The sequence below is a fragment of the Thermofilum pendens Hrk 5 genome (assembly GCF_000015225.1).
Lineage (GTDB): Archaea > Thermoproteota > Thermoprotei > Thermofilales > Thermofilaceae > Thermofilum > Thermofilum pendens.
The window spans coordinates 25,723-48,285 of sequence record NC_008698.1 but is presented as its reverse complement, the minus strand read 5'-3'; the positions used below and the strand labels follow the sequence as shown (position 1 = coordinate 48,285).

Genomic DNA, 22,563 nt, shown 5'->3' with positions numbered 1-22,563 from the left:
AGGTAAGGTGTAGCCTAGCTCCTTATAAGCTTTTATCGAGGAGCCTCTGAACCCTAGACAGGTACCGCGCCGTCTTCACGGCTTTTTCATCAACCTCCACGACTTTTCCCTCTTCGATCACCAAGTGCCTAGTCCTCGGGCTCCGACCGGTAACCTTCTTCGCCTCCTCGACAGCGTGGTGTAGCTGAACGCAGTGAGGCGAGCCGTCAACGGTGAGTACGACGACCTCCTCTACGTCCACGCGGGCAAGCATCGATGCCAGCTTGAGCGCGACGACATTGAAGTGCTCAGCCTCTAGGCAAACGGCTAGGTCCACGCGCCCCTCGCTGTACTCGCGGAGCAACTCGGGATACTCGTAGGCCAGGCAGGAGCCGTACACGAGGAGCTTCCTCTTCTCTCGTATCTCCTTGCCCGCCACGTTGAACTCCGTTAGACGCCTAGGGCAGACGCCCACGGGCTCCCACCCGCTACGGGCTCTTCGCGAGAACGTCTAGGGCTACCTCGGCGCCCTTGACGAGCCTTTCCTCCAGCTCGCTCTCGGAAACCATTCTCTTGCCCGGTTGCACCAAGCTACCGTTAACCAGGAGTATGGCGGCGCTCCTCGCACCCCTCAGGCGCGTAACGGCGAAGAGGGTGGCGCACTCCATCTCCACACTGACGGCGCCGAACGAAGCCCACCTCGATATGACCTCGCCTGTCTCCGCGTAGAAAGCATCGCTACTAACGACCGGGGCGGTCCACACCTTCAGCCCCGCGGATCTAGCCTCGCTCGCGAGGAGCCACGCGAGCTCTAAGTCGGGCGAGGGGGAGACACAGATGTCCCCGAAGTACTGCAGGAAGAGCCCTCCGGGGTGGTGGAACGCCGAGGAAGGAACCACGAAGTCTCCCACCTCGACCTCCCCCCTTATAGCTCCGGTCGTGCCGAGACGCACGAGGGTCCTGCCCCCCAGCTGTAAGAGCTCCTCGAAGACTATCGCCGCGCCCGCACCCCCCATGCCGTGGGTAGCCACGGACACCTCGACGCCCCTCCAGAAGCCGTTGTAGACTAGGAGGCCTCTGTTCTCGTTCACCAGGCGGGCATCTTCGAGCATCCCTGCGACAAGCCTAGCCCTCCCGGGGTCGCCGACTACGAGCACTCTCCCAGCTACGCGCTCAGCCTTTATGTGGTAAGGCATGGTCATGTACGGGCGGGCGAGGGATATAGGCTTTACCGCGCCCCGCCACCTCTCCTAGGCTCTCATAGCCCCTCAAAGAGCTGGGAGAATTTACCGCTTAGCCCACCCGTACACGAAGACCTGGAACGGCGCCTCGTAGTCGTAGTACGTAGCCACGTGGAACCCCCGCTCCAGTAGCTCCACGACCCTGGACGGGGAGGAGTACGGCGGGTGAACCTCCACGACGACCCTGTCGACGCAGCCCGGCGTTAAAACGTCCCTGGAAGCTCTGAGTACGCGTTCCTCGACCCCCTCGACGTCGACTTTCAACAGTGACGCGTGTCCCACGTCGAGCCGTCTCCACAGGCTGCTCAGCGAGAGCTGGGCGACCCGTGCAACTCCGGAAACCCTGGAGAAGCTTGAAGAGTATTCCTCCAGTAGCGAGGAGTTCACAGGGTCCTCCGCCACGAAGAGCCTGCCAACCCCGTCGCTCTCCCCCACGGCCAAGCAGTACGCCTCGGAGCGTACCCCGTTCATGCGCAGGTTGTGCCTGAGGTACCGGCACGCCTGGGGGTTCGCCTCGACGGCTACGAGCCTCGCGCCGGGGCTCTCGGAGTGCACCTTTACGCTGAAGAAGCCCACGTATGCCCCGAGGTCCACGACTGTGGAGCCTCGCGGCACCCGGGTGAACCCGGGGATCCTGTCGTAGTCGTGCTTGACGAAGACGTGCTCCAGGTTTCTCAGTGAGGAGTCCGCCCACCCCTTCGGGACGACGAACCTGTGGGCTCCGAACACCAGTACGGCGTGGCTCGACGACAGTACGCGCTGGGACTCGTACAGCAGTTCTCCGAGTAGAAAAAGGATTTTTTCGGCCCTTTCCCTGGAAGGCATCAAACTTTCACGCTTATAACCGCGTCTAGCACGGCTCTCGAAGCCTTGTCGACAGCCTCGCGTAGCTCCTCGGCCGTCGCCATCTTCTTGTAAGCCTCACCGATCACGTCGCTCACGACGAAGGAGGCACCGGTCTTCACGCGCCTAAGCCTGCCGACGACGAACAGCGTGGCAGCCTCCATGTCGACGGCTATCATGCCCCTGTTTATCCACCTGTTCAGGTACTCTATACCTGAGTAGAAGTTATCGCTGCTAACCACGGGCCCCAGGAAGTACTTCAACCCGTGCCTCGAAGCGCTCTCGACGAGTGCGCTGAGCACGTCGTAGTCCGGCACGGCGGCCATGCACTCGCCGGGGCTGTAGGTATTCATTGTTCCCCCACCGCTGTACGAGGCGCCCGTCGCTATCACGAAGTCCCCTACGCGCATCTCCGGCAGGAAGCCGCCGCAGGTGCCGAACCTGACTATCAGCTTCGCACCCAGCATTATGAGCTCCTCGAAGACTATCGCGGCGGAGGGAGCACCTATCATGTGGGTAGCAACAGTCACGGGTACCCCCTTGTACGTGCCGGTGTATACCAGGAAGCCCCTGTTCTCGTTCACCAGCCTGGGGTTATCGAGGTAGCTTGAGAGTTGCTTCACTCTGGCGGGGTCCCCCGAGGCGATAACCCTGGGGGCTATGTCCTCCGGCTTTGCGAGTATGTGTAACGGCTTAGCCACGGTTACCTCGATGCATGCGCGGCTATATTTCTTTATCCCTCCCTATTATGCTCTCGAGCTCGGGGCTCTCGTCGAGCGCCCTCCTCAAGAGCATCCTCGCCTCGGCCTCGGCCTGGCTGACAATCCTCTCCTCGTCGAGCGAGACGTGCCTCCCACCCTTCAGTACTACCCTGCCGTTAACAATCACCGTGTCCACGTCACCGCTACTAGCGGCGTAGACTATGTTCGAGAAGGGGTCCAGGAAGGGTCTAAGCCTCACGCTGGAAAGGTTCACGAGCACGAGGTCTGCCAAGGCCCCCTTACCGACGAAGCCGCCGCGGACCCCCACAAGCCTCGCGCTGAGCCTTGTAGCCATCTCCAGGACGTCGTAGGCCCTCCAAACACCGCTCTTCTCGAGCTTCATGCGCTGGCCGTAGACCAGGAGCCTCATCTCTTCGAAGAAATCCACGTTGTCGTTGTAGCACGGGGCATCCGTGCCTATCGCGACGTTGCCGCCAAGCTGCCAGTAGTCATAGGCGTGGAACGGGGTACCGGACATGAAGTACGTGGAGGGGCACTGGACGATCACGCTACCACTGTGCGCCAGAAGGGCTTTCTCGTTCTCGTCCACGTAGTTCGCGTGAGCCACTATGCTCCTCCCTCCTAGGAGCCCCAGCCTCAAAGCATACCTCACAGGGGTATAGCCGGTCTCCTCCTTCACTGTTTTAAACTCACGTAGAGTCTGCGCGAGGTGCATGTGTACGAAGAGGTTCTTCTCCCTGGAGAGCTCCGCGAAGTAGAGCAGGTTATCCCTGCTGACGGTGTCGGGAGCGTGGGGCGCCAGCACGGGTGTGATCAGCTCGTGCCCCCTCCACCGCTCGACGAAGTCCAAAGCCTCCCTAAGCTCGCGCTCCCCGGTGAAGGGGCCATCCCTATCCATGTACGTATGCCCCAGAAGCCCCCTCAAGCCCAGCTCTACCAGCGCCCTCGCGACGTCCCGCATGAAGAAGTAGTGGTCAGCCACAAGCACCACGCCACTCTTCAAAGCCTCCAACCCGCCTAGCAGGGCGAAGCGGTAAACCGACTCCCCGCTCAGCAACCGCTCCAGCGGCCAGAAAACCCTGTAGATAACGTCGCCGGCGTCCGCCGCCAACCCCCTGAAACCCGCCATCGCGATGTGAGTATGCAGGTCGTAGAAACCCGGCAAAACGACCTTTCCACGACCATCGATAACCTCGTCGGGAGCCCCGTAGCTCGCGACAAGCGAGCTATAATCCCCCACGGCCGCCACAACGTTGCCGTCAACGAGGATCGACTGGTGCCTAAGCACGGGCCTCGCGCTGTTCATCGTCAAGATTGTGTCAGCGTCGCGGATAACCAGCGTAGCCACAGAGAGCTTAGGCGTTAACGGGGCAAATAAACCTAAGCCTCAAGTTGCGGCGCCCCACGCCTAGCCCACCCCAAAATAAATATTTCGTTTAAAATAACGTCCTAGAATCTTATCCTAAATGCTAGATTTTAATAGAAAACCTGTGATACAATACATGGGAGTAAAATGCACACGCCGCTAACTGGAAAAAAGCGGTTGAATTTTCGCAGGACAATTCCCGGGGAACTGATACCGGAGAACGTTGAACGAAGCACGAATAACGTTATACGACAAACGTAATACGAATTTCGAAAAACGAAAACCAAGTTATAAAATAGATAAATCAGGGAAGAAAATTCTCCCACACAAAGGATACCTCAGCGTAACAGATAAATCCCACGGAAAAATTCCCCTCCTATGTTAACGGTCTACGTGCACCCCAGGTGCGCCGACTCCTACAGAGTCTACCGGCTACTAAGCTCCCGCACACCGCAAAGCACCCGGATAACTTATCTCGACACGGAGAAGTACCCATTCCGGGCCCTCGAGTACGGGGTATTCTCTGTGCCGGCGTTCTCCCTGAACGGTAGGCTGGTGCTCCAAGGGTACTTCGAAGACGAAGAAGTGGTATCGCTGGCTAGCGGTGCCGGTCTCCGCGTCTCGTCCCTCGATGAAGCTTTCTCCAGGCTCTTGAAGAGCGTCTACTACTCCCTCACCGTGGCGTCCGCGGTTTACGTCGCCGGAGACCTTTCCGTCGTGGCGGGCTCGAAGAGCTACTTGATGTCGGCTAGCGGTGCGTTCTTTGTTCCGGAAGGCGAAAAGTTCCCGGAGTACGCGGCGCGGAGGCTCTCGCAAACCCCCTTCTCGGAGGTCGAGCAAGGGCTGCTCAGGAACATTGCGGGCAACTTCGCGAGGGACCTCTACTGGCTAACCGGCGAGGTCCCGACGAGGGAGCGGGTCGAAAAGCTAGGCGAGGGGTTCTTCGAGGCATGGCTGCTCGCGAGGGCGAGCATCGGGAGAGTCTTCGTGCCTCAGTCCTCTCCTCGCCCCGGGCTCAGGGAGAGAGTGTCGAAAGCTTGGAGCTACGTACTCGGCGTAATCGATAAGGCCGGTGCGAGAGTCAAGGAGGAGCAGGAATCCATACCGCAAGGCTGGGTGGAGGAGGCATCCGCGCAGGCCTAGAACCCCGGCGGAGCCTCGACCGTAAAAGATGGCGGAAAAGAAGGGGCCCAGAGACTTTCTTTCTACTTAAGCCCCAGCTCCCGTAGCACACCTTCCGCGACGCGCCTAGCCCACTCCGACCGGGCATCGTAGGCGACGACAACCTTACCGGTGTCCTTAACGTCCACCTCTCTCTCCGCCTTGCCGAACTTCACGCCCTACCACCCGCACACCTCCTCGCGCCGGGGGTTTAATTCTTTCCCGGTGATTCATCATGACAAAACGAGGCGGGCGCCGGGGCGTTGAGGGGGCTAAATTCGCCTCGAAAAAACTGTTTTTTCGAGGGGGTTGTTGCCCGTGGCCGGGCGCGTTTTCCCGGGGTTCTTCCCGGGGCCATCCGCGGACTGTTTTGTAGATGCAAAACCGCGCAACCGATATAAGGGGCTTCCGCGCCGAAAAAGCCGTGGAAGTGCCCGGGGAAGTAGTGGTACTGGTGGTAGTGGTGGCAGTGGCTGTCGCGGCGGCCTTCTGGCTGGCGAACATGGCTACCCAGCAGATGGGCCTAGAGATCCTCGACCTCAAAGCGTCGGCCAGCAGGTCCGGCGGTAAGACGGTCGTAACGGTGTACGCGTGGAACAGGGGCACGAAGCCCGCAACGATAGTCGCGGTGAAGGTGAACGGCCAGGTCTACGAGCAGCGGGTAGCCGTGGAGCCCGGCTCGTCAGCGTCGATAACGGTGGAGGCTCCGCCCGCGGACGCCCTAGAAGTAGTCGTGGTTACGGCTAGCGGAAGGGAATACCCCCTCATAGTGGGCGTGCCGTAGAAGTGGTAGCCCGGCGGGGATTCGAACCCCGGATCTGCGGGTCCAAAGCCCGCCATGCTTGACCGCTACACCACCGGGCTCGCCTAGAAAAAGGGGCGCCGGGGGATTTAAACCTTCAGCTTTAAAACGCGCGAGAACAGCGTGGCCGGTAAGCCTTCCCAGCCTTCCACGCGCAACCTTTTTAAGTCCTAAGCAGTTAAAAAAATGATGGCGGCGCAGAAAAGAAGGGGCATCAGCCCCGTGATAGCAACGGTCATCATCGTCGCCGTAACGATCGCTATAGCAATAGCGGTAGCATTCTGGATGACGGGCATAGTTGGCATCTTCACAGGCACAGTCGAGAAACTCGAAATAGTATCGCTTTATGCTGTGCCCAATGCTCAAGGAGGGTGGGATGTAACAGTTATCGTTAAAAATACTGGTACGATCTCGACGAGCATTGACAATATATTCATTAATGGAGTACCCGTAAAGAACTGCAACCCCGCAATAACTCCAAATCCTGATGTTACTGCTACTCCTCAACCTCTTAAGCCTGGTGGAGATCCCCTCACAATAACGTTTACTCTCGGAAATGGAAATGAATGCGGCGGGACAAAGTTTACTAGTGGCGTTAGTATTGAGGTGAAGCTTCACAGCACTGGTGGTAAGGAGTACCCCAAGCTAATAACCCTGCCGTAAAAATTAGGACAAGGATGGGTATGCAAAAGCAATCTTTTTTAATGTATTCTCTCATTGTAACCCAGAAAGAAAAACAATCATAAAGAGAGTGAGTAACTTGTGCACACTTATCGATTGAGTGGCAGCATTTGTGCTTGGAATGTCGTCACCTTTGGGCCTGTTCTTTTCTTTCTGTGCGCTAGGTATATTTACCTGCGTGTTTTTCGTGTTTTCGATGAGCGAGACGATTGAGTTTGAATTGGTTAGGCCCGTGAATCCGGCTGGAGTGAGCTTCATCAAGTACCTTTGGGGGGCTATAGGGGCGAGGAACAGGTCTTTGCTGGAGGACAGGGAGAGGAGGGGCGAGCTTACAAGGTTGATCCAGAAGCTTGGCTTCGCGCTCGAAGAGAAGGTTGGGGGCAACAAGCTGGTGACGGGCAGGGTTGTCTTGACGCTGGAGAACGGTAGGCCTGTGAGGCTAGCGCTCAGGGACGTGAAGGTCTGGGCGGAGACTGGGGCGCTGGAGGGAGAGGTTGCCGTAGAGCTCAAATAAAGATTTTTTAATGTTTCTGCGCCTTTCTATACCGTGTCGCGGCTTAAAAGAGAGCTTGGGCTGGGCTACGCGACGCTGTTCGGCGTTGGGTTGATACTCGGCGCCGGTATATACGTCTTGATCGGGAGGGCTGCGGGCATCGTGGGCGACGCTGTGTGGGCTAGTGTCGCGTTCTCCGGCGTCATAGCCGTTGCGACGGCTTTTTCTTACGCGGAGCTTTCCTCTATCTTCGCGAAGGCTGCGAGCACGTATACCTACGTGAGGGAGGCTTTCCCGGGGGCTGGGCTTCTGGCTTTCTTCGCCGCGTGGATGCTGTTCTTCGGCGGTGTCGCGGGGGCGGCTACGGCGGCGCTGGGCTTTGCCGGGTACTTCTCCAGGCTGGCGGGGCTGGGGGAGGGCTGGGTGGTCCCGGTCACCGTGGCCCTGCTCGCCGTGCTGTCTGTGCTGAACTGGTGGGGGATTAAGGAGTCGGCTTTCCTGAGCGCTGTCTTCACGGTGATAGAGGCGGGCGGGCTCGTGCTCGTGGTGTTGCTGGGCTTCCTCTTCCCGGCGAGGAGCCCCGGCTACCTCTCCTTCAACCCCTCCGTCGACCCCGTGATGGCTGTACTCGTGGGCGCCGCCGTGTTCTACTTCGCGTACACGGGCTTCGAGTACCAGCCGACGCTCAGCGAGGAGACCGTGGACCCCGAGAGGGTTATCCCGAAGTCCATAGTCCTAGCGGTCTCCGTGACGACGTTGCTGTACCTGCTCGTCTCCCTGTCTGTCGTCAGGCTTATGAGCTGGGAGGAGCTCGGCGCCAGTAAGGCCCCGATGGCTGACGCGGCTTCGAGGGCGTGGCCCCCCGCGTTCCACCTCTTGATGTTCATAGCCCTCTTCGCCACGACTAACACCTCGCTCGGCTTCCTCGTCTCGGCCTCGCGGCTAGCCTACGGGCTGGCGGAGGAGGGGGTTGCGTGGAGCGGCTTCGGGAGGGTTGACGGGTGGAGGAGGACTCCTCACGTAGCCGTCGCCTTCACGGGTGTTCTCGCCGCCCTGCTCGTCTTCGCGACGGACTACCTGCCCAGCGTCACCGGGTGGAGGCTGAGCTTCGGGGGGCAGGAGTACCAGCTGATAGACCTCGTCGGGAAGACTGCCAGCCTGGCTGTTCTCCTCGCGTTCTTCGTCGTGAACGCCGCCGTGGTCGCCTTGAGGAGGAGGGAGGGCCTCTCGAGGCGCTTCAGGGTTCCGCTCAACGTCGGCGACTTCCCCGTGTTGCCCGTGCTGGCGGACATACTCATAGCCGTGTTCGTCGCTCTGAGCTTCTGGGACTGGATCGTCTGGCTGAGCACAGCCCTCGTAGCCGCGCTGGGGCTCCTGCTCTACAAGCGCTGAGCTCTTAAAACCGGTGCTTTTTCTGGTAGTGTCGCCGCGGCGACTCTCTCGACTGTAACCTCTATCTCTACCTTGAAGTCGTCCTCGGAGGTCCTGGGGGACACCGCGCCTAGGCGGAGCGCCCCCGACTCCCCGGGGTGTACGAGTACTTCGAGCGTTACCCCCGGCTTCGTGCTGCGACCCACGTACGACGTCTTGCCGCCCGCCTCCAGCTTAACTATCGTGTAGGACACGAACCCCTCGATCCTCCTCAAGGTGAACCTGTAGACCAGGGTCTCCGGGGAGCGGTTCCCGAGCTCAACCTCGACCGTTCTGCCGGGCTCAAGCTCGAAGGTCAAAGGTTCACCGGAGCCCTTGAACCTCAGCTCTACTACTACCCTGCTAGCCATGCGTACCACGTGCTCCCCGAAGCCCAGCGCTTTAAAAGGATTTTAGTTCAAACGCTCCCGCAACCCTTCCCGGGCGTGCGAATGCGCGCCTGCTAGCCCAGGGCTTTCAGCACCGTGTATACTCCTACGGCGGCTATGAGCGCCGAGTATGCTAGCGCTACTTTCTCCCTCGGAGCCCTCGTGGACACGTGTACTCCGAGCCTCCCGCCAAGCACTCCGCCGGCGAGGTAGGCGGCGGCTATGGCGTAGTCCGCGTAGCCCGCCGAGGCGTAGACCGCGGACGTCGATAGCCCGAAGAGCCCTACGGCGAGGAGGGACGTGCCTATAGCCTTCTTGACGTCTAGCCCTGCCCAGAGGAGGGCTGGGGCTACGAGGAAGCCTCCGCCTATCCCGAGGAAGCCGGAGACGAAGCCTACGAGGGCGCTCCCGGCGGCGAGCCGTTTGAGGGAAGTCTTCCCGCCTGCGTACCTTCTCTTCGAAGCTACCCAGAACGAGAGGAGGACCATGGCTACCCCGAGGAGCGCTAGGAGTAGTTGCCCCTTCGTCTGCCTCCCGAGTAGCGCGCCTAGCGTCGAGGCGACGGTGCCTATACCGGCGAACACGGCGCCTGCCTTTAGCTCGGCGTTCCCGCTTTTCAGGTGCATCGCGAAGTTTGCGAGCGCGTTGAGCCCCACGGCTACGGAGGTCGTGCCTATCGCGACGTGGACGGCGGTGTCCTGGTCTAGGACCGAGGAGAGCCCGGCGAAGTAGAGTAACAGCGGTATCGCGAGTATGCTGCCTCCTCCCCCGACGAGCCCCAGCGCGAACCCTACGAGGACTCCGGATACGGCGGATAGGGCGTAGAGCGTTAAGGGGTACATCGGTTGTGGCTCCGCGGCGGGGGTTATACGCGTTGTGTCAAGGTTTATATCTGTGCGTACAGCTGGTAGTCTCGGTGATGAGGGTTTCTGGTCCCGAGGGGTGAGGAGAGCTTGATTGGCTGAGCTATAGGCTCGAGATGAGCTTTACCCTCCCCGAGTAGGGCTCGCCGAGCCTTCTCGCGAGCTTCTCGTCCGCCGTGTATACGTAGGTGTCCCTGAGGACTGCCAGCGCCACGTAGGAGGCGTCGTACACCGTTACGTCGCACCTATAGGAGATCTCTAGGGCTTTCCTCGCGTACTCGCCCTTGAGGGGGTAGAGCTTGAAGGAGTAGGCTTCGAGTGCTTCGAGTACCTGCGCCATTTCCTCCTCCGAGAAAAGCCTCTTGTAGTACAGCGCGTTGAGAACCTCGTACACGAGGAGCTCTGGGGCTACGAGCTCTACCTCCCCCTCGACGTACATGTCCCTTACTTTCAGCGCTTTATCCGAGCCCTCCTCCTCGACGAACCACTTCACAACCACGCTGGCGTCAACTACCGCTTCTCGCATCCCTGAACCTCCTCACGATGTCTTCGGCTTTTTCCTCTCCTCTGCTCCTCTTCCTAACTCTCTCGTTTATGAGGACTGCTTTCGCGAGGTTCTTTCTCCTCTCCTCGGCTATCTTCTCCCTGATAGCCCTCCTTATGAACTCGCTCCAGTTGATCTTCACGCTCTCCATAAGCCTCTTCGTCTCCTCGTCTATCCTTACGGTGATCACTGCCATTACTGTAATTCGCGTAAAGCTCGTATATAAAGGTCGCGGGGCTACCCTGCGAGCTCGGCTACAAGCCTCTTGACCTCGTGGTACGCGACGCCCAGGGATATGTCCCTGTAGACCGCCACTACGTAGCTCGTGAAGCCGTACTTCGCGTAGACGAGCCCGCCCCCCTCGCCCTCCGCCACTAGCACCTTCACGCCTATCCCCCTAGCCTTCCTCAAGACCTCCGAGGCGAAGGAGAAGGCCTCCGCCGCCCGCTCTACCTGTTCCCGCGTAATCTCCCCGGCGAGGTATACCTTGCCCCCCTCGACCGCGGCGACCCCCCTGAACCCCCTCGCCCTCGAGAGAAAGCTTCTCAGCACCCCCTCCCTGGAGCTCAAGCCGTGCACCCCGTCGGGCTGGGCTTCAGCCGAAAGCCCTGTCCCCGGCGTCGCCGAGCCCGGGCACTATGAAGGCTTTATCGTTGAGCTCCGGGTCCACGCTGAGGGTATAGATCCTGGCCTCCGGCTCGACGGATAAAACCCTCCTTATCCCCTGCTCCGTGGATATCACCGTGGCTACGTAGAGCCTCCCGTAGGAGTAGCCGCCTCCCTTCAGCCTCTCAATCACGCTCGCCAGCGTGGAGCCTGTTGCGAGCATGGGGTCTACTATTACCAGGTTCTCGGCGTCCGGCGGCATGGAGACGTAGGGAACGGAGACCTCGAGCCTCCAGTCCCGCGGCGGCGCGTCGGCCTCTAAGCGCTTCGCGGCGACGAAGCCCAGCGCGGCGTCGGGGAAGACTTCCAGCATCCCCATCGCCATCGGTAGCGCGGCCCTGAGGACAGCGACTATCGCCAGTTTTCCAGTAACCCTGACGCAGGGAGCCCTGCGTCCGAGCGGTGTCTCGACGGAGCACTCTTCGGTGGGGAGCTCCTCTGCTATCTCGTACGCCTCGAACACGCCTGCCTTGAACAGCAGCTCCCTGAACTCCCTGCGCGGAGTATCCCTGGATCTCAGCTTGCCGAGTATCTCCTGTAGCACCGGGTTCCCGAGAACCTTGACGCTACCCAAGGAAACCACCAGCCACTACCCGGTATCGGTATATAAGCGTTTTCACACGACGCGCAGGGTATATAAGGGGCCCGGAGGGCTGGGTGTACCGTGAGGATACACCCGGAGTGCGTGCTCTGCATCTACAGGACGAGGGCTGGGGAGGTGCTGGCGTCCAACCTCTCCGACGAGGCGAAAGTGGAGGCTCTGGGCAAGCTCACTGTTTTCTACGGCGGGCTCGTGGAGCCGTCGTCCTCCACGGTCGTCCTGGCGTGGAAGGCTTTCAGGAAGGTCAAGGAGCTGTTGGGAGCCGAGGACCCCTACAGGTATTTCAAGGAGCAGAGCCACGCGGCGGCAATGAGCGTTGTCGAGAGGCTCGCGGCGAGGGCTGAGGGGCTGGAGGGCTACGAGAGGTTCAAGTACTTCCTGTCGCTGAGCGTCGCGGCGAACCTCGTGGACCCGGGGTCCCCGATGGGGGTTTCGCCGGAGCAGCTCCTCGAGAAGGCCTCCTCGCTGAGGTTCGCGAGGGACGAGACGGACAGGCTCTACCTAACGCTCCTGCAGAGCTCTAGGGTCACGTACCTGCTGGATAACTGCGGCGAAGCGGTGTTCGACGGGCTCGTCCTGAGGGAGCTCAGGAGGATGGGAATCCAGCTCAAGATAGTGGCGAAGGGTGCTCCCTACCAGAACGACGTGACGCACGACGACGCCCTGAGGATGGGCTTCCAGGAGCTCGGCGAGGTCGTGAGCACGGGGAGCGATTTTCCCGGGGTGGTCCCGGGCTACGTCTCGGAGGAGGCTGTGAAGGCCCTCGAGTGGGCAGACGTCGTGATATCGAAGGGCATGGCTAACTTCGAGGCTTTCCTGATGAGCCCGCCGAAGACCGCGGTATTCGTAGCTTTCGTGGCAAAGTGCAGGCCCATAGCGCAGGCAGCCAGGGTGAACCCCGGCGACGCCGTCGCCGCCTTCCTGAGGTACCCTCAAGGGCTTAGGCAGTCCCTTTGAGGAGCGCGCGCTCCGCAGTCGCCAGGTTTTTTAATGTGTTTTTCGCATAGGTATCCGCCGAGAGATGAGTTAAATGAGCAAGGGAAACTTGAAGGAAAAGCTGAAGGAGATACAGAAGGACATTCCCATCGAGGAAGGTTCTCTCGCTACGTACGTAGGGCTCATAGAGGTGCAGGAAGAGGCTAAGGGGTTCTACGCCGAGAAGTTCAGGGATATAGACGTGGAGAAGGTTCAGGAGGGCTTCAAGGAGGGTAAGCCCGCTTTCCTGTCGCTACCCCTTGAGATAAGCGAGGAAGACATCGAGAAGGCCTACGCGGCGGTGACGGGCTACCTCTCCGAGAGCCTTCCGGAGACCAGGGAGCCTATAGCGAGGATAGAGGAGTCCAGGAAGACCGGGGAGCTCAGGCTGAAGGAGCTCTCGGACGCACTGTTCGCAGGCGACGAGGAGCATGTCCATGGGGTGGCGGAGAGGGTTGGCGTGGACCCGGAGATACTGGAAGCCGTGATCGCCTGGTCCCTTCAGCCGATATTCCAGGCCCTCTCGGACGCCGTCAGCTCGAAGGTAGACTTCTCGACGTGGACCAGCGGGCGTTGCCCTGTGTGCGGCGGCCCGACCAAGCTCGAATACGTCGACGCGGGTGGTCACGCGCATCTCCGGTGCCAGTTCTGCGGGACGGAGTGGGGCTACCCGGAGGGGAAGTGCCCGTACTGTGGTAACTCGGACAGGAAGACGGTGGTCGAGATCCCCGTTAAAGGCGAGGACAAGTTCAAGCTGATGGTTTGCTACAAGTGCGGTGGCTACTGGAAGGTCGTCGACGAGAGGGTTGTAGGGGGAGGCGTACCGAGGGAGCTCTACGACATATGGTCCTTTAGGCTGGACCTGCTGGCGACGGGAGGAGAAAGGTAGAATCTTTTTCTAGCCTGATACCGTGACTTTTCCTACGAGCGTTTCGGGCAGGTAGAAGCCGGTGTAGGTATTCCTGGGGGTTCTGGAGAACCTCAACGTGGGGGCCGACTGGTATATGTTCCCGGCTATCGTTACGGGCTTGAGGGGTTTAAGTTCCCCGTTCTTGACGAGGTATGGGTTCGTGGCTACAACGCTGAAGTTACCCGTGACGTAGTTCACCGTGTGAACGCTTAGGAGGCTTCCGTCCACAACGACGGCGGCGTCTCGCGCTAGCTCCTCCTCGGACTCGTCTCCTCCCTCCACTACCATGTTCGAGCGCGACACCGTGTACGAGCCCCTAGCCCTACCGGCGTTACCGGTGCTCTTCGTCGACATCCTCCTGGCGGTGTACGTGTTGTGCAGGTAACCCCTAAGCACGCCTCTTTCGACCAGCAAGGTCCGCCTGCGCGGCACACCCTCGGCGTCGAAGAGCGAGGTCTCAATGCCTCCGGGGAGGGTTCCGTCGTCTAGGAGCGTCATCTCTCCGAGGACCTTTTCGCCAACCTTGTCTCTCAGCGGGCTGAGCCCCTCGAGGACGTTCATAGCGTTGAGCGCGGGTACGAGCAGGTAGTCCAGGAGCTCCGCCAAGGGGTAGGGCTTGAAGAGCACGTTCCCGGTTACCGAGGATCCCAGCTTCTCACCCCTAGCCGCGTCGAGCGCCAGCCTGCTGGCTCTCTCCGCTAGCCCCTCCAGCTCCGCGACCATGCTCCTCGAGTGGATGAACGCGAAGCCCGTCCCCTCTCCGCCCGCGTGCGAAGCCTTCGTGGAGAGGTACACGCCCATCGACGTCCCCCTGTCCTCCGCTCTCAGCCCCCTGCTGTTGTAGACGTAGCTGTAGCCGGAGGCCGCGCTCGCCCCCGACCCGGTGACCTTCACGTCCGGGAATCTTCCCCGCACCTCCTCCGCCAGCTCTCTAACCGCGGCGATAAGCCAATCCGCGCCCAAAGTCGCTACCCCCTCGTCGAAGCCCACCCAGCCGTGCGTCGGCCCCTCGGGGTCGGGTAGCCCTCCCCAGTGTGGGTCCTCCTCGGCTACCCTCGCCATCGCCACCCCCCTCTCGAGGATTTCGGAGAGGACGTCCCTGTCCAGGGAGGTCGCCGTGACGATGGCGACCCTCTTGCCCTTGGCCACGCGTATCCAGACGTCCACGGATGCCCGCGAGAGCGCCTTGGGGTAGGCGCCCTCCGACTTGACGCTCCTCTCCCTGTACACCGAGAAGCTAGCCTCCGCCTCGTCCGCCCCTAGCTCGAGGGCGCGTTTTACGAGCCACTCCGCCAAGTACGGTATCTCTCCGATCATCTCTCACCACCCACGAGCAAGCGGGAAACTCTGAGCGTCGGTCCACCGTCGCCTACGTGGACCATCTGTCCCCACTTGCCGCAACCGCCGAAGGGGCTCGTGGATATTTCTACGTTTTTACCGGCGGCATCTACGTACTTCAGCATCTCGAGTATGTTCCCCGCCAGTACGACGTCCCTGACTGGCTGCTTCAGCTCCCCGTTCTCCACTATATACCCTATCCTGGCGTTGAACGTGAACGTGCCGTCCTCCTCCACCTGCCCGCCCGCCGGCTTGTCCAGCAGTATGCCGTGCCTAGTCTCCCTGATTATCTCTTCCTCGGTCCAGTCGCCGGCCTCGAAGAACGTGTTGCGCATGCGGACGATCACGTCGTGGGCAAAGCTCTGCGCGCGCCCGTTGCCTGTAGGCTTCATCCCCGTGAGTGCCGCGCTCTCCCTGCTGTGCAGGTAGCCCTTGAGCACCCCCTTCTCCACTAGGATCGTGCGCTCCGTGGGAACCCCCTCGTCGTCGGCGAGCAACACGTAGCCTCCCCTCTCGTCGAACCCGGAGTCGACTATTGTTACCTGCTCGCTTGCGAGTACCTCTCCCAGCCTCCCGACCAGCGGGCTGGACCCGGCGAACACCCCGTCGCCTTCCGTCAAGTGCCCGAAGCTCTCGTGGGCGAACACCCCCGTGAGCTCGGGGCGGGTGATGACGGTCTGTAGCCCGGCGGGAGGCCTAGACGCGTTCAGCGCGGCCCTAGCGACCTCGAGTGCCTTCTCGGCTATAGCCTCGGGCGCGCGGTCCCCCGTGAACGCCTCGAGGCCCTTCGACGCTCCGTAAGTCTCGGTCCCGTCGCCCACCCTGCCGTTCTCCCTAAGCACGGCGGTAGCCGAGACGCCCGTAACGAGCCTCTCCGAGGACACCTCCAGCCCCTCGCTCGTATAGACCTCCACCCTCCCGTAGTACGCCCCGTACCTCACGACAGCCGAGGAGGCGCCCCCGGACTTTAGGGTCTCGTAAGCCCTCTTGACGAGGTCGAGCTTCTCCGCGAGCTCTGCGCGCGCCGGGTGCCTCTTCACGCCCTCTATGCTGTACCGCCTCTTGGAGGCCTCCACCTCCGCTAGCCTCTTGTTGCCGGGCCCCAGAGCCCTAGCCGCCTTGAAGGCCTCTTCGAGCGCCGAGAGCAACCCATCCCTGCTCAAGTCGAAGGTGGATGCGAAGCCGAAGTTGCCGTTGTAGAGCACCCTTACGCCGACTCCCCTCAGGCGCTGGTTGCTCATAGAAGCTATCCTGCCGTTAACGTAGGAGATGATCTCGCGGGTGCTCTCCTCGAACCGGACCTCGGCGAACTGTACGCCCAGAGAACCCGCTTTCCCGAGTACCAGCTTCACGTCGTCTTCGTGCATCAAAGTATACGCGGGCACGCCCTTTATGAGCTTAGCGTCGCGGAGAGGTTTTTAACGCCGATCCGGACCTAAAGCACGTGGCGAGGTTTAGGGATCTCGGGGGCGGGCTCTACTGGTCGTCGTGCCCAGACGACGACCTACTGGAAACCCTCGCAAAGCGGGGGCTCGGGCTCGTCGTAGACCTCACCGAGGAGGAGTGCCAGTACAGCGTTCCGAGCGGGGTCGACAGGGTGAACTACCCCATCCCGGACTTCTCCTTCAGGGCCTTCGAGGGGGTCCTCGTGAAGGCAGTCCTCCCGTCGCTACGCTACCTGGAGAGCGGTAGAGGGGTTCTCGTGCACTGCTACGGCGGGATAGGTAGGAGCGGGAGCACTGTCGCCATGATCCTCGCGCTTAGGGACGGTTCCTCTTTTGAAGGCGTGCTCCGCAGGTTGCGGCGCCTCGGGTACGAGAACGAGACGCTGTCGCAAGCTCTAGCCGTGAGGTGGTTCTACCGCGTCAAGGGGCTTCTCGACGTCGGCTTCCTCGAAAGGCTCCTCCTGGAGCTCGAAGACGAGGGGTACTGGAAGTTCTTGGACCACGCGTCGAGCGTTGCCGGCGTCGCTCTCGACGTGCTCGAATCCCTCTCCGGTATCTACGGCTTCGATAGGAGGGACTACGTGAACGCCTACCTGGCGGGACTCCTGCACGACGTGGGAAGGGTTCTCGGCCCCGAGGAGAGGCACCACGAGGTTGGGGCTGAGTGGGTTAAGAGAAACCCCCTCCTAAGGGGGGTCTGCGACGTCGACATAGTCTCGTTTGCCGTGTACCACCACAGGAGGAAGACCAGGCTGACGGAGGACCCGCGCATCGAGAGGCTCGGGGTAAAAGCGGGAGTCATAGCGGCGGCCGTCAGGCTCGGAGACGCCTTCAAGAACGCCTACGCCGGCGAGGGGACCTACGTGGGCACAGAGCTGCGCGGCTCGAGGCTCGTGATTGTAATCAACGGCCACCTCAACAAGGGTGTCGACAAGCGGAGAATCGAGGAGAAGGCGAAGGCGCTCGAAGAGCTCGATAGGAGCATCGCTGTGGAGGTCGAGGAGGAGCTCTAGCGTAGCGCTTCGGTAAAGGTTTTAAAGGCGCGGGGCGTTTATTCTCGTAGAATGAGCGATAAGTTGCTGGGTAAACCGTTCGTCAGGGAGGCGGCATTCTGGGAGCCGGTTCAGGGGAAGCCGGGCTACGTGAAGTGCAATCTCTGCAACAGGAGGTGCGTGATAGCCCCCGGTAGGTTCGGGGTTTGCGGTGTGAGGAAGAATATCGACGGCAAGCTTTACACGCTGGTCTACGGCCTCTTGACAGCCGCGAATCTAGACCCTATCGAGAAGAAGCCTCTCTCCCACTTCTACCCGGGTAGCGCGGTGTTCTCGGTGTCCACGCCCGGCTGCAACTTTTTCTGCCAGTTCTGCCAGAACTGGGAGATAAGCCAGAGCAGGCTGGAGAGAGGGCTCTACGGGCACTACTACCCCCCGGAGGACGTCGTAAGGGAGGCTAAGAGGCTGCAGGCGGACGGGATCTCGTACACCTACAACGAGCCAACGATATTCTACGAGTTCATGCTGGACACTGCGCGCCTAGCGAAGAAGGAGGGCCTCTTCAACACGATGGTTACGAACGGCTACATATCCCCGGAGGCCCTCGACGAGCTGGCGCCCTACCTGGACGCCGCCACCGTGGACTTCAAGGGAGGAGGCGACCCGGAGTTTTACAGAAAGTTTATGGGGGTGCCAGACCCAAGCCCCATCTACGACACGTTGCTCAGAATGAAGGAGAAGGGGATCCACGTAGAGATAACGAACCTTGTGGTTCCAATAGTGGGCGACGACGAGGAGAAGCTGAGGTCCCTGGCTAGGTGGGTAGCGGAGAACTTGGGCGACGAGACGCCCTTCCACCTCCTGAGGTTCTACCCCCACTACAAGATGATCGACTACCCGCCGACGGAGGTCGGGGACCTCGAAAAGCTCGCGGGGGTGGCGAGGGAGGAGGGGCTCAAGTACGTCTACATAGGGAACGTGTGGGGGCACCCCCTCGAGAACACTTACTGCCCGAAGTGCGGCCACAGGGTCATAGAGAGGAGGGGCTTCTTCATAGTGAAGTGGGATTTAACGGAGGACAACAGGTGCCCGGTGTGCGGCGCGAAGATAAACATAAAGGGGAGCTACAGGAAAAGAAGCTGGGACGTCTTCTTCTACTAGCGTAGCTTTATCGCGAGCCCCCCGCCCTCCTTCTTCTTCCCCGGGATCTCCACGTGCCTCCAGTCCGCGGTCGAGACAACCTTCCTGCCACGCTTCTCCATCACGTAGGCGTACGCGCTGAGGGCGGCGCACGCTCCCATAGCGGCAGCGATCACTGCCTGCTTGTGCGGCATCTCGGTCACGTCTCCCGCCGCGAATACTCCGGGCCTGCTTGTACGGCACGCCTTGTCGACCACTATTTCCCCCTTCTCGTTCAGCTCCACGAAGCCCCTCAGGAAGCCCGTCTTCGTCACGTAGCCTATCTCGACGAAGACCCCGTCTACCTCCAGCGTTCTGAGCTCCGAGGTTCGCTTATCCCTCACGACGAGCGCTTGCACTCTCTTATCTCCCTTCACCTCGGCGGGCTCCGAGAACGGCACGAGCTCCACGTTGCCCTTCGAGAGGGCCTCCCTTAGTAGCTCGTCTTCTTCGATGGGCTTCTCGCCGGGGAACACCCAGTAGACCTTGCTCGCGTAGTCTCTGAGCAGGATGATGTTCTCGTAGTTGTGTGCCCCCCACCCTACCAGCGCGACTCTCCTACCCCTGTACAGCGGGGCGTCGCATATAACGCAGTAGGACACCCCCCTACCCTTGAACTCCCTCTCTCCGGGGACTCCCATCTCCCTCGGAGACTTCCCGAACGCGAGTATCAGCGCGTCGGAGGCGTACTCAGCGCCGGAGGCCGTCTTCACGACGAACACGCCTTCCCTCTCCTCGACGCCTACGACCTCGTCGAACACTATCTCGGCGCCGTACGTCTTCGCCTGCTCCTCTACGCGCCTAATTAGCTCCAAGCCGCCTATAGACATGAATCCCGGGAAGTTCTGGATCTCGGTCGTGAGGAGTAGCTGTCCTCCCAGGTCGGCGCTGACAACGAGTGTTGATAGCTTCTGGCGCGCCGCGTAGAGCGCGGCGGTTAGGCCGGCGATACCGGCCCCCACTATTACTACGTCGTACTTCTTCATGTGCGTCCCCGCCATAGCTTTTCGGCTAGGCTTAAATGCTTTACAGCCGAAAAGCAGAAAAACCCCGGGAGGCTTCTACCCGTTTGTGTCCAGCCACGTCACAATGCGGGGTCTCCTGGTAAGAGGTGTCACGGCGCTCGCCATAGTGCTAGCCCTGATGTACTTGTTCTCGACGAGCCTCTACATACCGGTGCCAGTCTATAAAGGGGTAAGTGTCGGCAATATCGTCGTAGCTGTTCTTTCGATTGTCTTCCTGATTAAAGCAGAGTCCCTCGCAACGCCTCTTGCAAGCGAGGTTGCGCTCCACTTGAAGCTTCAACCCGGGAGGGTGGGAGGCGTTGCGAAGTGGGCTCTAAGGCTCTTGTCGCTCCTCGTACTTTATGGAGGCTTCTTCGGGGTCGCCGTGCCGGTGTTCGACGTCTTCCTGGAGCACCACGTGTCGCGCGTAGTCTACGACTCTGTATTCGTGGTAGCAGCCGCAGTAACCGTCTACGAGCTTGTTAAGTCCGCTGTCTCGTAGCTTTCTCCTCGAGGTAGAGCTCAAGGTAGGTCTTTGGGAGGGGTTCTCCCGTCAGCCCAAGCCTGCTTACAACTTCTCTCAGGGCCTCGACCCCGCCGCCCTTGTCCTCGATCTCCACGAAGAAGCCGAGCCCCTCGACGTAGTCCAGCGAGACCTCGGTTCCGTCGAGCACGTAGAACTCTCTGTGCTTCCTCAGGGTGGCAACCTCGGAGAAGCCGAGTCTCTCGAGTATTTTCCTCAAGGCCTCCGCAGCCTCTACCCTCGCTACGATCTCCTCCCTGTTCTTCGCCCATCCGCCCTCCTTGGGCCCCTTGTACGTCAACTCGGCGTAGGAGCCGCTACCCGAGTAGTTCACCCTGAGCCTTAAAGCCTCGTCCGTCGATGCGAAGTCCCTGCAGGGGTGCTGGAAGTATATGTCCACCTGGTCGACGGTGTCAACGTAGGCGGCGCCGGCCTCGCGCAACTTCCTCCTTAGAACATCGTGCCCCTCTACCCGGAACTTAACCTCGACTTCTCTAGGCATCGCTACTCCTGGTTCCCCACGACAACGACGTTCTTAAGTGTTTCCGCGAGCATATTCACCCTGTAGGATACTCTCAGCATGGAGGAAGAGGCTAGCAGGGCCCTGCACTTGTCTCCAGAGCTTATAGCCTCCCCGATCTCCTGGAGAGCGTGGGAGAGCTCGGACTTCACCTCCTCTATAAGCGCCTCCGTCTTACCTCTGTACTCCATCGAGAGGGGCATGGAGGAGACTTTGAGGAACGATGAAAGAGCGTCCGCGAGGGTGTACATAGTGTTGCTGAGCACGAAGAAGTAGTTATCCTCCGTTAAGAGCGCCGTCGAAAGAAGCACCATCCCGAGCTTGTGGAACTCCTGGGGGTCTATTACCCCGCTCTTCAAGCTTCTCGAAGCCTCGAGGAGCAACCTGTGGATGTTACCGGTCAGATCCACCTAACCACCTTCCTACTCCTCCCCTTGGTGGACATCAGCACGTAAGCTTTGTACAGGAGCTTTTTAGCTTTTTCAATGTCCTCCAGAAGGCTCTCCGCGTCCCTCCTCTCCTCCTCTCCACCCCCGCACATAACGATCTTCGCCTTCACCTCCGCGATCACGAGCTCGAGAGCGAGATCCTTAAGCTCGGCTATGTCAGCCTCTCTGAGTACAGCCTCGGCTACCCTCCTGTAATAGTAGTAGCTTTTCTCGCAGGTTTTCCCGCCCTCAGCCATCGATGCGCCACTCTAGCTGTCGCGCGCCGACACTTGAACTTTTTTCGTAAAATTCACGGAAAACCCCGGTTGACAAGCGATAAATACATAATTAGCCTCGGAGAGGGATACCCAGGTGCCTGTTGTGGCGCTACTTGAAGGCTGGTACGCGTCGATAGCGAGAAGCGGGGAAGCCTTCAGGCTGACTCCGAACGAGTGGAAAGTCCTGGTATCCGTCGTGAACTCTACGACGGTCTCGCGCGTATCGGAGCAGGCGAAGCTACCCTACAGCACTGTGATAGACGTTATGAGGAGGCTCTCGGGGAACGGTCTCGGGATACACTTCATACCGTACTTCGACCTAGCGGGCCTGAGGAAAGTCTTCGCGTTGATAGAGGGTGCTCCCATTTCCGGGTACCCCCTCTACACTACAAACGTTTACAGGCTCATCGGGAGAGGTTTCTTCACGGGGGTTCTGGGTCTTGTCCCGGACTACCTGGTCAACGAGTTCTTCGCTAGCCTGCCGCGGGAGCCCGTCGCTACGGTGGTCGGGGATGAGTACAGGCACTGGGCTCCAACGGGGAGGCTAACGAGGTACGTCGCGGCGCACGGCATAGTAGTCCCCGCCTACGACCAGCTGGAGGATGTGCTCTACGCGTCGAGGGGACCCGTGACGAGGAGGGAGAAGAAGTGGGTGGACTGGGTGGACGTGCTGATAGTCTACTTCAAGATGAAGTACGCGTTTACGAAGCTGAGCGACGTCTACTCCCTGGCGAAGAGCGTTTTCGGCACGGCTCCCCCCAGCAGGCAGCTGATGAGCTACCATTACAGAACCCACGTCTCGCCCCTATGGTCCTACAACGGCGTGAGCTTCAGGATAGACAGGCACCTCGCGCCCGAAAGGGTTTACGTTCTCCGGGGTAACGCGAGCAAAGTCGCCGCCAGGACGCTTATCGAGGCACCCTTCTTCTTCGAAGCGCTTGTGAACGAGGAGTCTTCCGTCCTCCTCGCGCAGACCCCGTGCTACATGTCCCCCCTTGTATACAGGGTTCTTGCCGAGACGCGCGTGGACCTTCCCTACGGCGAGCTCTTAGTAGCCGAGTCCTGGAGCTTCGAGTGGCTTACTAGCGACGCGGTGAAGCATTACAGGGACCACAACGAGTGGCTCCACCCATCTGTGAGCGTGAGGATGCTCCCACCCGATGCAAAGTAATAACAAAACTTAATAATAACCCCGTTTACTTCAAGTATT

The 22,563-nt window shown here is 60.3% G+C and carries 29 protein-coding genes and 1 tRNA gene; 11 read left to right on the top strand and 19 right to left on the bottom strand.

Annotation, left to right across the window (positions count from 1 at the left end; genetic code table 11):
• Positions 1–22: 22 nt before the first annotated feature.
• The 5 genes from TPEN_RS00320 to TPEN_RS00300 form a co-directional block, all read right to left on the bottom strand.
• Positions 23–454, bottom strand: coding sequence for a hypothetical protein (locus TPEN_RS00320; protein WP_011751738.1), 432 nt, complete (start codon positions 452–454; stop codon positions 23–25).
• A 13-nt stretch (positions 455–467) separates the two neighbouring features.
• Complete coding sequence (locus TPEN_RS00315) at positions 468–1,175, bottom strand: purine-nucleoside phosphorylase (protein WP_148677854.1); 708 nt, start codon at positions 1,173–1,175, stop codon at positions 468–470.
• Positions 1,176–1,265: 90 nt separating this feature from the next.
• On the bottom strand, positions 1,266–2,045 hold the full coding sequence (locus TPEN_RS00310) for an FkbM family methyltransferase (protein WP_011751736.1): 780 nt from the start codon (positions 2,043–2,045) through the stop codon (positions 1,266–1,268).
• Positions 2,045–2,764: a purine-nucleoside phosphorylase gene (locus TPEN_RS00305; RefSeq protein WP_011751735.1), complete on the bottom strand. Its 720-nt coding sequence runs from the start codon at positions 2,762–2,764 to the stop codon at positions 2,045–2,047. The genes TPEN_RS00310 and TPEN_RS00305 overlap by 1 nt, the downstream gene beginning before the upstream one ends.
• 22 nt (positions 2,765–2,786) lie before the next feature.
• Positions 2,787–4,133: an amidohydrolase family protein gene (locus tag TPEN_RS00300; protein WP_011751734.1), complete on the bottom strand. Its 1,347-nt coding sequence runs from the start codon at positions 4,131–4,133 to the stop codon at positions 2,787–2,789.
• Positions 4,134–4,529: 396 nt separating this feature from the next.
• Between TPEN_RS00300 and TPEN_RS00295 the strand changes: the two genes are divergently transcribed.
• Complete coding sequence (locus TPEN_RS00295) at positions 4,530–5,294, top strand: thioredoxin/glutaredoxin (protein ID WP_011751733.1); 765 nt, start codon at positions 4,530–4,532, stop codon at positions 5,292–5,294.
• Positions 5,295–5,356: 62 nt separating this feature from the next.
• On the opposite strand, the gene TPEN_RS10095 is transcribed toward TPEN_RS00295, so the two are convergent.
• Entirely contained in the window at positions 5,357–5,488 is a 132-nt protein-coding gene (locus TPEN_RS10095; protein WP_011751732.1) for a hypothetical protein, read from the bottom strand.
• Positions 5,489–5,688: 200 nt separating this feature from the next.
• On the opposite strand from TPEN_RS10095, the gene TPEN_RS00290 reads away from it, so the two are divergent.
• Positions 5,689–6,096, top strand: a complete 408-nt coding sequence (locus tag TPEN_RS00290; RefSeq protein ID WP_011751731.1) for a hypothetical protein — start codon at positions 5,689–5,691, stop codon at positions 6,094–6,096.
• A 3-nt stretch (positions 6,097–6,099) separates the two neighbouring features.
• Here TPEN_RS00290 and TPEN_RS00285 read toward each other — a convergent pair.
• Positions 6,100–6,176 (bottom strand) — tRNA-Gln (locus tag TPEN_RS00285).
• Positions 6,177–6,303: 127 nt separating this feature from the next.
• Here TPEN_RS00285 and TPEN_RS00280 point away from each other — a divergent pair.
• The 3 genes from TPEN_RS00280 (at position 6,304) to TPEN_RS00270 (ending at position 8,680) form a co-directional block, all read left to right on the top strand.
• A complete protein-coding gene (locus tag TPEN_RS00280) occupies positions 6,304–6,777 on the top strand; it encodes an archaellin/type IV pilin N-terminal domain-containing protein (protein WP_052884967.1) in 474 nt (157 codons plus the stop codon).
• A gap of 214 nt (positions 6,778–6,991) precedes the next feature.
• Positions 6,992–7,309, top strand: coding sequence for a hypothetical protein (locus tag TPEN_RS00275; protein ID WP_148677852.1), 318 nt, complete (start codon positions 6,992–6,994; stop codon positions 7,307–7,309).
• Between the two features lie 33 nt (positions 7,310–7,342).
• A complete protein-coding gene (locus tag TPEN_RS00270) occupies positions 7,343–8,680 on the top strand; it encodes an APC family permease (RefSeq protein ID WP_011751728.1) in 1,338 nt (445 codons plus the stop codon).
• Here the strand turns inward: TPEN_RS00270 and TPEN_RS00265 are convergent.
• The 6 genes from TPEN_RS00265 to upp all read right to left on the bottom strand — a co-directional run bounded on the left by TPEN_RS00265 (position 8,668) and on the right by upp (position 11,743).
• Positions 8,668–9,069: a hypothetical protein gene (locus tag TPEN_RS00265; RefSeq protein ID WP_011751727.1), complete on the bottom strand. Its 402-nt coding sequence runs from the start codon at positions 9,067–9,069 to the stop codon at positions 8,668–8,670. The two genes, TPEN_RS00270 and TPEN_RS00265, sit on opposite strands and share 13 nt — an antisense overlap.
• Positions 9,070–9,161: 92 nt before the next feature.
• Positions 9,162–9,929: a sulfite exporter TauE/SafE family protein gene (locus tag TPEN_RS00260; RefSeq protein WP_011751726.1), complete on the bottom strand. Its 768-nt coding sequence runs from the start codon at positions 9,927–9,929 to the stop codon at positions 9,162–9,164.
• A 124-nt stretch (positions 9,930–10,053) separates the two neighbouring features.
• Positions 10,054–10,476, bottom strand: a complete 423-nt coding sequence (locus tag TPEN_RS00255; protein WP_011751725.1) for a type II toxin-antitoxin system VapC family toxin — start codon at positions 10,474–10,476, stop codon at positions 10,054–10,056.
• A complete protein-coding gene (locus tag TPEN_RS00250) occupies positions 10,457–10,690 on the bottom strand; it encodes a hypothetical protein (protein WP_011751724.1) in 234 nt (77 codons plus the stop codon). The genes TPEN_RS00255 and TPEN_RS00250 overlap by 20 nt, the downstream gene beginning before the upstream one ends.
• Positions 10,691–10,731: 41 nt before the next feature.
• A complete protein-coding gene (locus TPEN_RS00245; RefSeq protein WP_011751723.1) occupies positions 10,732–11,064 on the bottom strand; it encodes a hypothetical protein in 333 nt (110 codons plus the stop codon).
• 25 nt (positions 11,065–11,089) lie between these two features.
• A complete protein-coding gene (gene upp / locus TPEN_RS00240) occupies positions 11,090–11,743 on the bottom strand; it encodes a uracil phosphoribosyltransferase (protein WP_011751722.1) in 654 nt (217 codons plus the stop codon).
• Between the two features lie 81 nt (positions 11,744–11,824).
• Between upp and TPEN_RS00235 the strand changes: the two genes are divergently transcribed.
• Positions 11,825–12,718 (top strand): damage-control phosphatase ARMT1 family protein, encoded by an 894-nt coding sequence (locus TPEN_RS00235; RefSeq protein WP_011751721.1) that lies wholly within the window; start codon positions 11,825–11,827, stop codon positions 12,716–12,718.
• A gap of 73 nt (positions 12,719–12,791) precedes the next feature.
• Complete coding sequence (locus tag TPEN_RS00230; RefSeq protein ID WP_011751720.1) at positions 12,792–13,625, top strand: formate dehydrogenase accessory protein FdhE; 834 nt, start codon at positions 12,792–12,794, stop codon at positions 13,623–13,625.
• A gap of 9 nt (positions 13,626–13,634) precedes the next feature.
• Here the strand turns inward: TPEN_RS00230 and TPEN_RS00225 are convergent, their stop codons facing one another.
• Entirely contained in the window at positions 13,635–14,963 is a 1,329-nt protein-coding gene (locus TPEN_RS00225; protein ID WP_011751719.1) for a TldD/PmbA family protein, read from the bottom strand.
• A complete protein-coding gene (locus TPEN_RS00220; RefSeq protein WP_011751718.1) occupies positions 14,960–16,351 on the bottom strand; it encodes a TldD/PmbA family protein in 1,392 nt (463 codons plus the stop codon). The genes TPEN_RS00225 and TPEN_RS00220 overlap by 4 nt, the downstream gene beginning before the upstream one ends.
• A gap of 77 nt (positions 16,352–16,428) precedes the next feature.
• Here TPEN_RS00220 and TPEN_RS00215 point away from each other — a divergent pair, with 77 nt between their 5' ends.
• Both TPEN_RS00215 and amrS read left to right on the top strand, forming a co-directional pair.
• Positions 16,429–17,442 (top strand): phosphatase domain-containing putative toxin, encoded by a 1,014-nt coding sequence (locus tag TPEN_RS00215; RefSeq protein WP_011751717.1) that lies wholly within the window; start codon positions 16,429–16,431, stop codon positions 17,440–17,442.
• A gap of 51 nt (positions 17,443–17,493) precedes the next feature.
• Positions 17,494–18,582 carry an AmmeMemoRadiSam system radical SAM enzyme gene (gene amrS / locus TPEN_RS00210; RefSeq protein WP_011751716.1) on the top strand — a complete coding sequence of 363 codons (1,089 nt, stop codon included), beginning with the start codon at positions 17,494–17,496 and terminating at the stop codon, positions 18,580–18,582.
• Here the strand turns inward: amrS and TPEN_RS00205 are convergent.
• Complete coding sequence (locus tag TPEN_RS00205) at positions 18,579–19,601, bottom strand: NAD(P)/FAD-dependent oxidoreductase (RefSeq protein WP_011751715.1); 1,023 nt, start codon at positions 19,599–19,601, stop codon at positions 18,579–18,581. The two genes, amrS and TPEN_RS00205, sit on opposite strands and share 4 nt — an antisense overlap.
• A 70-nt stretch (positions 19,602–19,671) precedes the next feature.
• Between TPEN_RS00205 and TPEN_RS00200 the strand changes: the two genes are divergently transcribed.
• A complete protein-coding gene (locus TPEN_RS00200) occupies positions 19,672–20,106 on the top strand; it encodes a hypothetical protein (protein ID WP_011751714.1) in 435 nt (144 codons plus the stop codon).
• Here TPEN_RS00200 and cyaB read toward each other — a convergent pair.
• Genes cyaB through TPEN_RS00185 form a run of 3 tightly spaced genes read right to left on the bottom strand, consistent with a single transcriptional unit; the run spans position 20,087 to position 21,332 of the window.
• The gene (cyaB, locus tag TPEN_RS00195; protein ID WP_011751713.1) at positions 20,087–20,629 is read right to left on the bottom strand and encodes a class IV adenylate cyclase; all 543 of its coding nucleotides are present in this window, start codon (positions 20,627–20,629) and stop codon (positions 20,087–20,089) included. The two genes, TPEN_RS00200 and cyaB, sit on opposite strands and share 20 nt — an antisense overlap.
• Before the next feature lie 2 nt (positions 20,630–20,631).
• Positions 20,632–21,057, bottom strand: a complete 426-nt coding sequence (locus TPEN_RS00190) for a hypothetical protein (RefSeq protein WP_011751712.1) — start codon at positions 21,055–21,057, stop codon at positions 20,632–20,634.
• Entirely contained in the window at positions 21,048–21,332 is a 285-nt protein-coding gene (locus TPEN_RS00185) for a hypothetical protein (RefSeq protein ID WP_011751711.1), read from the bottom strand. The genes TPEN_RS00190 and TPEN_RS00185 overlap by 10 nt, the downstream gene beginning before the upstream one ends.
• A gap of 124 nt (positions 21,333–21,456) precedes the next feature.
• Here TPEN_RS00185 and TPEN_RS00180 point away from each other — a divergent pair, with 124 nt between their 5' ends.
• A complete protein-coding gene (locus TPEN_RS00180; protein ID WP_052884964.1) occupies positions 21,457–22,524 on the top strand; it encodes a helix-turn-helix domain-containing protein in 1,068 nt (355 codons plus the stop codon).
• The last annotated feature ends 39 nt before the right edge of the window (positions 22,525–22,563 follow it).

Bases quoted from the DNA above. Each gene is read 5' to 3' on its own strand.
- TPEN_RS00220 (WP_011751718.1), bottom strand. From the start codon at position 16,351: ATGCACGAAGACGACGTGAAGCTGGTACTCGGGAAAGCGGGTTCTCTG.
- TPEN_RS00275 (WP_148677852.1), top strand. From the start codon at position 6,992: ATGAGCGAGACGATTGAGTTTGAATTGGTTAGGCCCGTGAATCCGGCT.
- TPEN_RS00295 (WP_011751733.1), top strand. From the start codon at position 4,530: ATGTTAACGGTCTACGTGCACCCCAGGTGCGCCGACTCCTACAGAGTC.
- TPEN_RS00260 (WP_011751726.1), bottom strand. From the start codon at position 9,929: ATGTACCCCTTAACGCTCTACGCCCTATCCGCCGTATCCGGAGTCCTC.
- TPEN_RS00185 (WP_011751711.1), bottom strand. From the start codon at position 21,332: ATGGCTGAGGGCGGGAAAACCTGCGAGAAAAGCTACTACTATTACAGG.
- TPEN_RS00255 (WP_011751725.1), bottom strand. From the start codon at position 10,476: ATGCGAGAAGCGGTAGTTGACGCCAGCGTGGTTGTGAAGTGGTTCGTC.
- TPEN_RS00315 (WP_148677854.1), bottom strand. From the start codon at position 1,175: ATGCCTTACCACATAAAGGCTGAGCGCGTAGCTGGGAGAGTGCTCGTA.
- TPEN_RS00205 (WP_011751715.1), bottom strand. From the start codon at position 19,601: ATGGCGGGGACGCACATGAAGAAGTACGACGTAGTAATAGTGGGGGCC.
- TPEN_RS00310 (WP_011751736.1), bottom strand. From the start codon at position 2,045: ATGCCTTCCAGGGAAAGGGCCGAAAAAATCCTTTTTCTACTCGGAGAA.
- TPEN_RS00225 (WP_011751719.1), bottom strand. From the start codon at position 14,963: ATGATCGGAGAGATACCGTACTTGGCGGAGTGGCTCGTAAAACGCGCC.
- cyaB (WP_011751713.1), bottom strand. From the start codon at position 20,629: ATGCCTAGAGAAGTCGAGGTTAAGTTCCGGGTAGAGGGGCACGATGTT.
- TPEN_RS00230 (WP_011751720.1), top strand. From the start codon at position 12,792: ATGAGCAAGGGAAACTTGAAGGAAAAGCTGAAGGAGATACAGAAGGAC.
- TPEN_RS00290 (WP_011751731.1), top strand. From the start codon at position 5,689: ATGCAAAACCGCGCAACCGATATAAGGGGCTTCCGCGCCGAAAAAGCC.
- TPEN_RS00265 (WP_011751727.1), bottom strand. From the start codon at position 9,069: ATGGCTAGCAGGGTAGTAGTAGAGCTGAGGTTCAAGGGCTCCGGTGAA.
- amrS (WP_011751716.1), top strand. From the start codon at position 17,494: ATGAGCGATAAGTTGCTGGGTAAACCGTTCGTCAGGGAGGCGGCATTC.
- TPEN_RS00250 (WP_011751724.1), bottom strand. From the start codon at position 10,690: ATGGCAGTGATCACCGTAAGGATAGACGAGGAGACGAAGAGGCTTATG.
- TPEN_RS00280 (WP_052884967.1), top strand. From the start codon at position 6,304: ATGGCGGCGCAGAAAAGAAGGGGCATCAGCCCCGTGATAGCAACGGTC.